This window comes from Streptomyces sp. NEAU-YJ-81 (genome assembly GCF_017592595.1).
In the GTDB taxonomy this organism is placed as follows: domain Bacteria; phylum Actinomycetota; class Actinomycetes; order Streptomycetales; family Streptomycetaceae; genus Streptomyces; species Streptomyces hygroscopicus_B.
This window is the reverse complement of the sequence record NZ_JAGFNO010000005.1, coordinates 322,135-334,715: the sequence shown is the minus strand read 5'-3', so window position 1 is coordinate 334,715 and position 12,581 is coordinate 322,135. Positions and strand designations below refer to the sequence as shown.

General features: G+C 71.2%; 11 protein-coding genes. 6 read left to right on the top strand and 5 right to left on the bottom strand.

What is annotated here, in order from left to right; genetic code table 11:
• Positions 1-3: 3 nt before the first annotated feature.
• Positions 4-510: an inclusion body family protein gene (locus tag J5X86_RS15120; RefSeq protein ID WP_078645345.1), complete on the top strand. Its 507-nt coding sequence runs from the start codon at positions 4-6 to the stop codon at positions 508-510.
• 45 nt (positions 511-555) lie between these two features.
• Here the strand turns inward: J5X86_RS15120 and J5X86_RS15115 are convergent, their stop codons facing one another.
• Positions 556-1,410 carry a PaaX family transcriptional regulator C-terminal domain-containing protein gene (locus J5X86_RS15115; protein WP_208517305.1) on the bottom strand — a complete coding sequence of 285 codons (855 nt, stop codon included), beginning with the start codon at positions 1,408-1,410 and terminating at the stop codon, positions 556-558.
• Between the two features lie 113 nt (positions 1,411-1,523).
• The gene (locus tag J5X86_RS15110; protein WP_208517304.1) at positions 1,524-1,949 is read right to left on the bottom strand and encodes a RidA family protein; all 426 of its coding nucleotides are present in this window, start codon (positions 1,947-1,949) and stop codon (positions 1,524-1,526) included.
• Positions 1,950-2,083: 134 nt separating this feature from the next.
• Between J5X86_RS15110 and J5X86_RS15105 the strand changes: the two genes are divergently transcribed.
• Genes J5X86_RS15105 through J5X86_RS15090 form a run of 4 tightly spaced genes read left to right on the top strand, consistent with a single transcriptional unit; the run spans position 2,084 to position 7,584 of the window.
• Complete coding sequence (locus J5X86_RS15105) at positions 2,084-2,566, top strand: cupin domain-containing protein (RefSeq protein ID WP_059149298.1); 483 nt, start codon at positions 2,084-2,086, stop codon at positions 2,564-2,566.
• Entirely contained in the window at positions 2,566-3,468 is a 903-nt protein-coding gene (locus J5X86_RS15100) for an acyl-CoA thioesterase II (RefSeq protein WP_208517303.1), read from the top strand. The genes J5X86_RS15105 and J5X86_RS15100 overlap by 1 nt, the downstream gene beginning before the upstream one ends.
• 40 nt (positions 3,469-3,508) lie before the next feature.
• Positions 3,509-5,191 carry an AMP-binding protein gene (locus J5X86_RS15095; RefSeq protein ID WP_208517302.1) on the top strand — a complete coding sequence of 561 codons (1,683 nt, stop codon included), beginning with the start codon at positions 3,509-3,511 and terminating at the stop codon, positions 5,189-5,191.
• Between the two features lie 11 nt (positions 5,192-5,202).
• Positions 5,203-7,584, top strand: coding sequence for a bifunctional salicylyl-CoA 5-hydroxylase/oxidoreductase (locus tag J5X86_RS15090; protein WP_208517301.1), 2,382 nt, complete (start codon positions 5,203-5,205; stop codon positions 7,582-7,584).
• Positions 7,585-7,640: 56 nt separating this feature from the next.
• Here the strand turns inward: J5X86_RS15090 and J5X86_RS15085 are convergent, their stop codons facing one another.
• Entirely contained in the window at positions 7,641-8,816 is a 1,176-nt protein-coding gene (locus J5X86_RS15085; protein WP_208517300.1) for an epoxide hydrolase family protein, read from the bottom strand.
• 196 nt (positions 8,817-9,012) lie between these two features.
• On the opposite strand from J5X86_RS15085, the gene J5X86_RS15080 reads away from it, so the two are divergent.
• Positions 9,013-9,537 (top strand): hypothetical protein, encoded by a 525-nt coding sequence (locus J5X86_RS15080; RefSeq protein ID WP_208517299.1) that lies wholly within the window; start codon positions 9,013-9,015, stop codon positions 9,535-9,537.
• 65 nt (positions 9,538-9,602) lie between these two features.
• On the opposite strand, the gene J5X86_RS15075 is transcribed toward J5X86_RS15080, so the two are convergent.
• On the bottom strand, positions 9,603-11,606 hold the full coding sequence (locus J5X86_RS15075; protein ID WP_308124558.1) for an acyltransferase family protein: 2,004 nt from the start codon (positions 11,604-11,606) through the stop codon (positions 9,603-9,605).
• Between the two features lie 327 nt (positions 11,607-11,933).
• Positions 11,934-12,518: a CGNR zinc finger domain-containing protein gene (locus J5X86_RS15070; protein WP_208517298.1), complete on the bottom strand. Its 585-nt coding sequence runs from the start codon at positions 12,516-12,518 to the stop codon at positions 11,934-11,936.
• Positions 12,519-12,581: the final 63 nt, after the last annotated feature.

Sequence of the window (12,581 nt, the reverse complement as noted above, 5' to 3'; positions counted from 1 at the left end):
AACATGTCGGAATTCATCAACGTAATGATCGCGTTCGACGCGGTCTCGATCGCCAAGCGCTACCCCGACGCATCGAGGAACCCCGACGCGCCCACGCAGGTCGACCATGCCCTGATCTACATGACGACGCGTCAGGACCGCGTCATCGGCACCTCCGGGGCCGAGCTGAACTTCCGGGCCAACCCCCGGGACATCATCAGGTGGCGCGAGACGACGCTGTCGCTCAACAGCGAATACTGCGCCTTGCTGTACCGGTACCTGAGCAACGACCAGCTCATCAGCAAGCCGCGGATCGTGATCGGCGACGGCACCTACCCGATTCCGAAGGACGGGGCCACCGACCAGCCGGATTTCGAGACCCAGGACTATGAGGACCACTACTGGGAGGCGGACGTCAAGAAGACCGGCCAGGTCACGTACCGCTTCTTCTTCCAGCTCCTGGACAGCGAGCAGAAATTGGTGGGCTACTTCCAGTGGGACCCGTTCATCACCATCGGCAAACGCTCCTGACGGACTTCGCCGCGGTCGGCTAGCGGCACGTAGGTGAGTGCCGCGTCAGCGCTGGGCGTGGAGGACCCCCGCGGCGTGTGCCGCCGCGGGGGCGCTCAGCAGGGTGTGGAGCCGGTGGAACAGTTCGCCCGCGGCCACGCCGTTCCAGTCCGGCGGAAGGAGTTCCAGGGGAAGCCCCGGGTCGCGGTAGGGCATGCGGCGCCACTGGGTCAGCATCGGCGCATAGGTGCGGAACGCCTCCAGCGGAGGTGGTTCGCGCCGTGTCACCGCGTCCAGGACGGGGCGGTACCGGTCCAGGAAGTCCGCGTACAGGGCGGTGAGTTCGTCGAGATCCCACCAGTCGCGGACCTTCTCCCGCAGGTCCCCGAAGGCGAAGTGGTCACCGGTGAAGATGTCGACGTACGCGGACAGCTCCCGGCGTTCCAGGGTGCGCCGGGTCTCGGCCGCCAGGTGTCCGGGGGCGATCCAGACGCCCGCCGCGGCGGTGCCGAAGCCCAGCCGGGTCAGGGTCGTCCGCAGCGCGTGCCGCTTCTCGCGCTCGGATTCGGGCACGGAGAACACGACGAGGACCCAGCCGTCCTCGCGGGACGCCCTGGCCTGCCGGAAGATGCGTACGTCCCCCTCGGCGAGGGTCTGCAGGGTGGAGTCGGCGAGCGAGTAGCCGGCGAGACCCTCGTGGCGCTCGCCACGCAGCACATCGCGGCGTTTCATCCGGGAGACCGAGGACCGCACGGCCCGGCTCTCCACGCCGAGGTCCGCCATGAGGCTGATCACCGAGGCGACCGAGAGCCAGTTGTGCTCGCCCCGGGCGTAGAGGCCGAAGACCGTGAGGATGAGCGGGGCGTGGCGGGACTCCCGCTCGCCCGCTGCGGTGGTGGCCGTTGTCGTCTGCGCGGTCATGTACCGGCACCCTAACGCCTGGCGCGGCGGAGTGATCACCTGCTCCCGGACGAGGCCCGGTGCGCCGCCGCACCCCCGCGACCGACCTCGGGGCCGTACGAGTCGGGTCCGCCTCAGCCCCCGGTGTGCGGCGCCACGAGTCGTTCCTCCGGGATCACGGCCACACCGAGGATCTCGATCATGGCCTCGGGCTGCCACAGTGCCGTGCAGCCGATGCCCGCCATGGCCGGGTAGACCGGCCCGGCGAGCTCCCGCCAGACCTTGCCGATCTCCTTGCCGTGCGCCTGATAGTCGGGGATGTCGGTGAGGTAGATGGTCACGCTCACCAGATCCTCGGGGTGGCCACCGACCTCGCGCAGCGTGGTGAGCAGGTTGCCGAACGCCTGCCGGAACTGTTCGACGATGCCGCCCGGAACGATCTTCATGTCGGCGTCGAGGGCCGTCTGTCCCCCCAGGTGGAGCGTGTTGCCGGCGAGTGTTCCGTGCGAGTAGCCGCTGGGTGTCGGGAGGGTGGTCGGGTTCACGGGGACGGGGGTCATGGGGCCTCCGGCTCGGTTGCGTTCCGTCCTGTCCCACGGTCGGGCAGGTCCATCCAGGTGTATTGACTTTAAATGACGACCGTGAGAAACACGAGACATCGGATCCTGGTCCCCGACTGAACGGAGCCGACCCCATGGAGCCCGACCTGAGCAAGTACCGCCTCGAAGGCGACAATTCGATGTACCGGCTGCCCAGCGGCATCGTCGCCCCCGTGGTGACGCGCGGCGGTCTGGAGAGCGGCAACACCGCCGACTCGGGCGGTGCCGTCCGCGTCTCGGGCGTGAGCATCCAGCACACCCCGGCCACCCGCCTCTGGTTCGGCAAGGTCAGCAACGAACCCGGCTACCGCTCGGTGACCCACCACCACGGCGAGGCCGAGACCGGCGGCTATGTCCTCTCCGGCCGGGCCCGCATCTACTTCGGCGAGCGGTTCGAGGACTATGTCGACATGGAGGAGGGCGACTGGGTCTTCGTGCCGCCCTTCATGCCGCACGTGGAGTGCAACCTCTCCCGCACCAAGCCGCTGACCTGGATGACCACCCGGACGCCGGAGAACATCGTGGTCAACCTGCCCGACGTCGCCGACGCCGAGCTGCGCGACTGGCTGGACCGCTGATGTCCGGGACGCCCCCCACCTCGGCCGTCTTCACCGCCGCCGTCACCCTGAAGCCCGCCCAGCCCGAGCACTTCGACCTCGCCTTCACCGCCACGACCCAGCCCTGCCCGTGGCCCAAGGCATACGGCGGCGATCTGGTCGCCCAGGCCGCGGCGGCGGCCATGCGGTCGGTGACCGACGGCAAGTCGCTGCACTCGATGCACAGTTACTTCCTGCGGCCCGCCGACATCGGGGCCGAGGTTCGCTACGAGGTGGAGGTGGTGCGCGACGGGCGCGGCTACAGCACCCGGCAGGTGCGCGGCTATCAGAACGGCAAGCCGCTGTATGTGTGCCTGGCCGGCTTCGCGGCGGGCGAGGCCGGTGCGGCCTTCCACGCCGCGTTCGCCGACGACGTGCCCGATCCGGAGACCCTGCCCAGCTCGGCGGAGTACCTCGCGGAGCGCGACGGCGGGTCCATGACCAAGGAGTCCAAGGCGTACTGGTCCGGGGGTCGCGGCTTCGACATGCGGCATGTCCCCGGCCCGGTCTACCTCACCGTCGAGGGAGAACGCCTTCCGCACCAGGCGGTCTGGCTGAGGCCCTTCGACGCGCTCCGCCCGGTCGACGGGCTGACCGACGCCCAACGGGACCTGGCCGCCCTGGCGTACGTCTGCGACTACACGATCCTCGAACCCGTCCTGCGCGTGCTCGACCTGTCCTGGGCCAGGCCCGGGCTGGTCACCGCCAGCCTCGACCACGCGATGTGGTTCCACCGTCCGGGGCCGCTGGGCGACTGGCTGCTCTACGTCCAGGAAGCCGTCGCCGCCGACGCGGGCCGCGGCCTGGGCACGGGCCGCTTCTTCACACGCGATCACCGCCACCTGGCAACTGTCGTCCAGGAGGGCCTGATCCGCCCCACCTGACCCGCCGCGCTTCCCGGCGGGCTCCCGGAAGGACTCTTCCGTGACTCTTCCGCTCCCCCTCTCACCCTCCGCACACGTCGACACCTTCACGCGCGACCGGCTGCCGCCCGCGCATCTGTGGCCGACGTTCGAGTTCACGACGCCGGAACTGCGCTACCCGGACCGGCTCAACGCGGCGACCGAGCTCATCGACACCCCCACCGCGCTGTTCGGCCCCGGCCGTCCCGCCCTGCGCACCCCGGCCGGCGGACTGTGCACCTACGGCGAACTGCGCACCCGCGCCAATCAGGTCGCCCAGGTGCTCACCGAGGACCTCGGTCTGGTGCCGGGGCAGCGCGTCCTGCTGCGCTCGCCCAACAGCCCCTGGACCGTCGCGGCCTGGCTCGGCGTCCTCAAGGCCGGTGGCGTCGTGGTGACCACGATGGCCGCCCTGCGCGCCCGGGAGCTCACCCCGATCGCCGAACGCACCCGGCCGTCGATCGCCCTGGTGGACCACCGGTTCACCGACGAGGTCCGCACCGTCCGGGACACCGTGCTGCCCGGGCTGACGGTGGTCGGGTACGGCGGTGGCGGCCCGGAGGATCTGGTGGCCAGGGCCACGGTCAAGTCCGGCGAGTTCACCCACGTGGACACCGCCGCCGACGATGTGGCGCTCCTCGGCCCCACCTCGGGATCCACCGGCGCCCCCAAGATCACCATGCACTTCCACCGGGACATCCTGTCCATCGACAACACCTTCGGCCGCCACACCCTGGGCCTGGTACCGGACGATCTGGTCGCCTGCACCGCTCCCCTGGCCTTCACCTTCGGCCTCGGCATGCTGGTCGTCTTCCCGCTGCGGGCCGGTGCCTGCGCCCTGCTGACGGAGTCCGCCACCCCTTTGCAGCTCGCGGATATCGTGCGGCGGCACGGCGTCACCGTCCTGGCGACCGCGCCCACCGCCTACCGGGCGATCCTGCGCGAGGGGCGGGAACAACACCTCGCCGGGGTGCGGATCGGTGTCTCGGCGGGCGAGCACATACCCCGCACCACCTGGGAGGACCTGCGAAATCGCATCGGCCTGAAGGTGGTCGACGGCATCGGGGCCACCGAGCTGCTGCATATCTTCATCTCCGCCGCCGGGGACGCCATCCGGCCTGGCGCCACGGGACAGGCGGTCCCCGGCTTCCGCGCCACGATCCTCGGCCCCGACGGCACGGAACTCGGCCCCGGAGAGCCGGGCAGACTCGGTGTCATCGGCCCGGTCGGCTGCCGCTACCTCGGTGGCGAACGACAGCGGGACTACGTCCTGGAGGGCTGGAACATCACCGGTGACATCTTCCACCGGGACGAGGACGGCTACTTCCACTACCACGCCCGCAGCGACAGCATGATCGTCTCTTCCGGGTACAACATCGGCGGCCCCGAGGTCGAGTCCGCCATCGACACTCACCCCGACGTCGTGGAATCCGCCGTCGTGGCCCGCCCCGACCCGGAGCGCGGCTCGGTCGTGTGCGCCTTCGTGGTGCTGCGGGACGGTGTGTCCGGCGACGCGGCCAAGGTGAAGGAGATACAGGACCACGTCAAGCGGCTCCTGGCGCCCTACAAGTACCCGCGCGATGTGCGGTTCCAGGACGCCCTGCCGCGCAACACCAGCGGCAAACTGCAGCGTTTCAAGCTGCTGCGCCAGGTACGCCGGGCCCATGACGACGAGCGGGCCACCGAGGCCGTCGCCGAGAGTTGAGAGGAACCCCCGTGAACATCGCGATCATCGGCGGCGGTCCCGGCGGGCTGTACTTCGCGGCCCTGATGAAACAGCTCGACCCCGCCCACGAGATCACCGTCTGGGAACGCAACGCCCCCGACGACACGTTCGGTTTCGGCGTCGTGTTCTCCGACGAGACGCTCGGCGGCATCGAGAACGCCGATACCACCATCGCCGAGGCCATGGCCCGGCGCTTCGCCCGCTGGACCGACATCGACATCCACTACCGGGGCGAGAGCCACACCGTCGGCGGCCAGGGCTTCGCCGCAATGAGCCGCAAGGAGCTGCTCCGCCTGCTCCAGGAGCGCTGCCGCGACCTCGGCGTCACCCTGCGCTTCTCGGCCGTGGCGCCGGACACCGAGTGGCTGCGCGCGTCGTACGACCTGGTGGTGGGGGCCGACGGGGTCAACTCCTCGGTGCGGTCGGCCCACGCGGATGTCTTCCGCCCCTCGCTGGACCGCCGGCACAGCAAGTACATGTGGCTCGGCACGGACCGGGTCTTCGAGGCGTTCCAGTTCTTCGTCGAGCAGACCGAATGGGGGGTCGTGCAGGTGCACGGCTACCCCTACTCCGACACCGGCTCCACCTTCATCGTCGAGATGCACGAGGACGTCTGGCGGCGGGCCGGCTTCGACGCCACCGACCGGGCCGACGGCGCACCGGGCGCCTCCGACGAGCGGGCCGTCGCGCGCGTCCGCGAGCTCTTCGCCGACGCGCTGGACGGCCACCGGCTGTTCGCCAACAACTCCAAGTGGCTGAACTTCACCACCGTACGCAACGAGCGCTGGCACCACGGCAACCTCGTGCTCATCGGGGACGCCGCTCACACCGCGCACTTCTCCATCGGCTCGGGCACCAAGCTGGCGATGGAGGACGCGCTCGCCCTCGCGGCCTGCCTGCACGAACACCCGGACACAGAACGGGCGTTGACCGCGTACGAAACCGAGCGGCGCCCGGTCGTGGAGTCCACCCAGCGGGCGGCGCAGGGCTCGCTGGAGTGGTTCGAGAACATCGGGATGTACGCCCACCAGGAGCCGACCCAGTTCTGCTTCAACCTGCTGACCCGCTCCCGCCGCATCACCTACGACAACCTGCGCACCCGCGACCCCGACTTCGCCGACCAGGTGGACAGTGCCTTCGCCACCGCGCAGGGCCTCGACGGGGTGGCACCGGCGATGTTCCAGCCGTACCGGCTGGGGCGGCTGGAGCTCAAGAACCGGGTGATCGTCTCGCCGATGGACATGTACTCCGCGGTCGACGGCGTACCCGGCGACTTCCACCTCGTCCACCTCGGCTCCAAGGCCATGGGCGGCGCCGGACTGGTGATGACCGAGATGGTGTGCGTCTCGCCCGAGGGCCGCATCACACCCGGCTGCACGGGCCTGTGGAACGGCGAGCAGCGCGATTCCTGGCGGCGGATCGTGTCCTACGTCCATGAGCGGAGCACCGCCCGCATCGGCCTCCAGCTCGGCCACTCGGGCCGCAAGGGCTCCACCCGGCTGATGTGGGAGGGCATGGACGAGCCGCTGCCGGAGGGCAACTGGGAGACCGTCGGCCCGTCCGCGCTGCCGTACGGCCCCGGCTCAGCGGTTCCGCGCGAGGTCACCCGCGCCGAGATGGACCGGATCGCCGCGGACTTCGTCGCCGCCGCCCGCCGGGGCGCCGAGGCCGGGTTCGACCTGCTCGAACTGCACTGCGCCCACGGCTACTTGCTGTCCTCCTTCCTCTCACCGGTCGCCAACCACCGCACCGACGCATACGGCGGCCCGCTGGAGAACCGGCTGCGTTTCCCCCTGGAGGTCTTCGACGCCGTGCGGGAGGCGTGGCCCGAGGAACGGCCGATGATCGTGCGCATCTCCGCCACCGACTGGGTGCCGGACGGCAACACCGAGCATGACGCCGTCGAGATCGCCCGCGCGTTCATCGCCCACGGGGCGGACGCCATCGACGTGTCCTCCGGGCAGGTCACCAAGGACGAGCGCCCCGCCTTCGGCCGCTCCTACCAGACCCCGTTCGCCGACCGCATCCGCCATGAGGTCGCCGCCGCCACCGGCACCGCCGTCATCGCGGTGGGCGCCATCGCCTCGTACGACGACGTCAACTCCCTCCTGCTGGCGGGCCGCGCCGATCTGTGCGCCGTGGGGCGCACCCATCTGTACGACCCGCACTGGACGCTGCACGCGGCGGCCGAGCAGGAGTACCGGGGCCCGGGCGCCGAGTGGCCGGTGCCGTTCGGCGCGGGCCGCCGCAAGCCCCCGGCCGCGCGCACCGACGCCGTACGGCCCCGGCTGTCCCTGCTCCGGTCCGACCCCGCCGACCAGGCCGTCCACCTGCGCTGGACCCCGGCCCCGGAACCGGCGCCCGTCCCCTGACGCGTGACGTGTCTCCTGACGCGTTGCGTGGCCGGGCGCGGTGGCGGAATCCGGGCTCAGTCCGTCGCCGCGGCCCGGTAGGGGCGGAAGAAGGCGCGCAGCTCCTCCGCGTAGAGCTCGGGCTCCTCGAACGGCGCGAAGTGTCCGCCGCGCGCGGGCTCGGTCACGCGCACGACGTTCGTCATGCGCTCCAGCCACTCCCGCGGCGGGCGGACGATGTCGCCGCGGAAGAGCGAGAAGCCGGACGGCACCTCGACCCGGCGGGCGTGCTGCTCGGGCGGGATCGCGGCGTTGGCGTGGTACATGCGCATCGACGAGCCGATCGTGCCCGTGAGCCAGTACAGCGTGACGTTCGTAAGGATCTCGTCCTTGGTGAAGCACCGCTCGATATCACCGTCGCAGTCGCTCCACGAACGGAGTTTCTCGACGATCCACGCGGCGAGCCCGACCGGTGAGTCGGTGAGCCCGAAGGCGGCGGTCTGCGGCTTGGTGCGGTGCATGGCGGCGTAGGCGCCCTCGGCCGCGCCCCAGGCCGCGACCTCCTCGAACCAGGCGCGCTCCTCGGGCGCGAGGTCTGCCGGGTCGCCGGTGAAGACGGGCAGGCCGCCGTCCATGCGGTGCACGGCCACCACCCGGTCGGGGTGGTCGAGCGCGAGGTAGCGGCTCACATGGCTGCCGATGTCCCCACCCGCCGCGCCGAACCGCGGATAGCCGAGGACGTCCATCAGCTCGGCCCACAGCCCGGCGACTGCGATGGAGTTCAGCGGCGGGCCGGTGGGCCGGTCGGAGTAGCCGTAGCCCGGCAGGTCGGGGACGACCACGTCGAACGCGTCGGCGGGGTCGGCGCCGTGCGCGCCGGGGTCGGTGAGGAGCGGGATGACCTTCGCATAGCGCCAGAACGAGTCCGGCCAGCCGTGGCTGAGGACCAGCGGCAGGGCGGGCCCGGCCGGGGCGGCGGCCCGGACGTGGGCGAAGTGGATCCCGAGGCCGCCGAGCCGGACGCGGAAGCGGGGCAGCCGGGCGAGCGCCGCCTCCTGCGCCGACCAGTCGAACTCCTCCGCCCAGTAGGCGACGAGTTCGCGGAGGTAGTCGAGGTCGGTCCCGAGCGACCACCCGGCGTCCTCGGGCGCGTCCGGCCAGCGGGTCGCGCGCAGCCGCGCGCGGAGGTCCTCGAGCGCCGCGGGTGCGGTCTGCGGGGTGAACGGCTCGGGGCGGGGCGGGGCATCCGGCATGGCACCTACCCTACAAGCCGCGCCACGCCCCTCCGCGGACACGCTGGGCGCCTGGCCCGCACGTTTCATGTGCGGCGGTGTCCGAGTCTTGCGTATCGAACGGAGCGGGCATCAGTCGGAGCCGTCCCTGCCCGCCCGTTGTCAGTGCCGACTGGCAGGATCGGAGACCAAGTCGGCCGACGTGAGGGCGGGATCAATGAAGGTGCTTGTCAGTGACGAGGTGCAGGTTGACTACGGCCAGATCTTTGTAGGGAGCGGCGGGGACGAATACGACCTGCACGATGCCTTCGCCGGACAAGACGGTGTCGGGCTCTGCGGGGGCGGGACGGACGGGACGCTGTTGCTCCTGACCGGTCTGCGCATCGGCGGCGTCGGCTTCACCGCCGAGTTGCATGACAGCCGGCCCGCGCTGGACGAGACGTGGGAGGAGATCGTCGAGGTCCCGTTCCGGCCGGTGTCGGAGGAGACGCAACTGCGGCAGTGGAACGGGAAAAGCGCGTGGGAGTTGGGGCTGGAGGTGCGCGACTACCGCGTGCGGTACTCCGCCACCGGTATGGATGCCGGCCGGAGCAAGAACGTCCGGGAGGACGACGAGCCGCAGACGGATGACCGGTATCTGCTGCAGTTCTGGCCTGCCCCGTCCGAACCGGCCCGGCTGCTCAAGCAGACCAGCGGCGCAGCCGCGTCCTGGCACGACTTCGCCACTTCGCCCGTGGGCTGACGGCGGCTGCCTCGCGGCCCTGCCGAGGCCGGCCGCCTGACCAACGGCGCTGCTCTCAGCCCAGCTCAGCCGACCCCACTGGAACGGGGAGGCTGGTCGCCGGTCACCCCCAGTTTCCGCAGCTCCTGCCGCAGCACCGGAGCCAGCGCCTCGACGTAGGACTCCGCCAGGTGGCTCTCGTCACGGTAGACGAAGGTGTCGCCCACGGCCACGGGGCACCCGCCCGACCGGGGGCACAGCCACGGCTTCGGATCGACCACGGCGGCACCGGCGTGGCGGGCGCCCTGCCGGTTGGCCTCCCGGCGGGTGGGGTCCTTGACGGCGTCGCGCTGGTCGGGTTCGCAGCCCCGCAGCCGCAGGGGTCGACTCGCCGCGCACTCGACGGGATCGTCCTTCGGCCATGGGTTGTCGAGCAGTACGGCCACATGGTCCGTGGCGCGGGCCAGTTGCCGGTAGACGCGTTCGTATCCCGCGGCCCACTCCCGCAGCGGGTCCCTCGTCGGCCGCACCGATGTGCCCGCCTCGGAGGAGGAGGCCACGACCAGCGCCGGGTGCAGCCCCTCGATCCGCTTCAGCGCCTCCTTGCGCCAGGTGTCGCACGCCTCGTACGGCCGGCGGCTGTTGACGATGGTGATGTCGGCGGTTTTGCAGGACGACTTGGTCAGCGACACCAGCTTCCAGCCGTACCGGCGGCTCAGCTTCTCCAGTGCCGGGAACCACTGGGCGGCGTGGGAGTCCCCGTAGAGGACGACGACCTTGTCGGAGGTCCGGTCCCCGTACACGCAGTCGGGCGACCGGGTGGCGGTGTAGTTGACATGGCAGCCGTCGCGGTAGACGGCCGACCGTTTCTTCTTGATGGCGGTGAGCGGCGGTGTCAGGTTGCGCGGCAGCCCGGTGGCGGCCGTGGCGATGAGGCCGGTGAGCCGGGACCGCGGGTCCTGTGCGCTGGTGAGGGCCTCGTTCAGCCCGGGGGCGCGGACGGCGGAGCTGATCGGCGGCGGGAAGGACGCGGCGACGAGGGCGGCGGACACGACGGTCGCCGACAGGCCGAGGCCGAAGGCCACCGCGGCCGTGGGCTTTCGGCGCAGCGGTCCGCGGAACCGGACCGGGTTCTCCACGACGTGCAGGCTCACCCATGCCAGCAGCAGGGCGGCGGCGCACAGCGCGAGGTTCAACCAGGTCCCGGCGGGCCGTCCCAGCGCCGTGGGGCCGATGATCAGCAGCGGCCAGTGCCACAGATACCAGCCGTACGACAGGTCGCCCACCCATGTCGCGGGGCGCACGGCGAGCAGCCGGGAGGCGGCGGACGGAGACGTGCGGCACCCACCCGCGATCACCAGGGCCGCACCCAGCACGGGCAGCAGCGCGAAGTGGCCGGGGAACGGGGTGTCGTCGTCGTACAGCACCGCCGACGCGGCGATGCCGGACAGCCCCAGCCAGGTGCCCGCGGCGGAAAGGCCGCGGGGAAGCCGTGCCAGCGCCCCGGCGCCGAAGGCCAGCAGGCTTCCGGCGCCCAGTTCCCACAGCCGCGTATGCGGGCCGAAGTACGCCCACGAGGGCGAGGTCTCGGCCACCTGGACGCCCTGGACGTACGACACCAGGCACAGGGCGCCCAGCGGCAGCGCCCGCAGCGCCGGCCGCCGGATCAGTTTCCAGCTTGCGAGCAGGAGGACGGGCCACAGGAGGTAGAACTGCTCCTCCACGGACAGCGACCAGAAGTGCTGGAAGGGCGACGGCGCGCTGCCCTCGTTCAGGTAGTCGGTGCCCGAGACCGCCAGGTCGATGTTCATGACGTACAGGGCGCCGGCCAGCGCGTCGTGCATGAACTCGGTGTAGCGGATCTTCGAGGCGAAGAGCCGGCAGCCCGCCATGGTGACCAGCGCGACCAGGGTCGCGAGCGGGAGGATGCGCACCGCGCGCCGGGCGTAGAAGCGCCGCAGGGACAGCGATCCGGTGTGTTCGGCCTCCTTGAGCAGGCCCGCTGTGATGAGGAATCCGGAGATCACGAAGAAGACATCGACCCCGGCGTATCCGCCGGTGACGTACGGGACTCCCGCGTGCGCGAGCACGACCAGGGTGACGGCCAGCCCGCGCAGCCCCCTGGATGTCGCGCCGGAGCGCGGCCTTCGGCGTACGGCCGCCGGAGCGGGATACGTGGTGGCCGCGCAGGCGCTGCGCCAGCCCCGTGGCCCGTTGGCCCGGCCCCGTGTCCCGCTGGGGGCGGGAGGCCGTGGGAGTGTGCGTCATACCGTGAACTGTCCGCAGCACAGGGGGTGTTCCCGTGATGCGGAGCACACGAGGCCAGGCCGACGGCAGAGCCCTGTACGGGGAGCGCGCCGCGCCGGACGCGCGTGCCGCCTCCTCGGCATACCGGCACAGCGTGAAGGCGGCTTGGTTCAGCCCGATCGGCGGCGGCGGTAGGTCTGCGTCTTCGTGCGGTTGCCGCACAACTGTGGCGAGCACCATTTGGCGCGGCCCGGGCGGGAGTTGTCGTAGAAGACCCACTGGCAATCGGGGGCGGGGCACATCCTGAGCCGGTGCCAGGTCCCGTTCGCCGTGGCGGTCAGGGCGGCCATCACGAGGTGCGCGAGGGCGGTGTGCACGGGGTCGGCGGAGATGGTCGGCCGGGCGCCGTGAGCCGCGGTCAGTGTGACGTCGAAGGAGTAGCCGACCGGGGCAGCGCCGCCGTCCTGGCCATCCTCGCCACCCTGGCGCAGCGCGGCACGCAGGGCTGCGCGCAGTGCGAGGGCTCTGGTCAGGTGGCCCTGGTGAGCCCTGGTGTCCGGGGTGTCGCCGTCGAGGAGGCCATGCTCCCGCAGCCAGCGTTCCAGATCTCCGGGCATGGTGAGATCGTCGTGAGCCGTAAGGCGCCGGCCGTGCGCGACGAATCCGCGGAGGTCCTCGGTGTTGGCGAAGTGATGGAGCAGGACGATGCCGTCGGGGAGGCCGTCGACGTCCTCGGCCCTACTCGGCGGCAACACGACCGATGTCTCCGCGGACCCGCCGGTAGGCATCCTTCACCCGGATCCGATCGCCGTCGAACT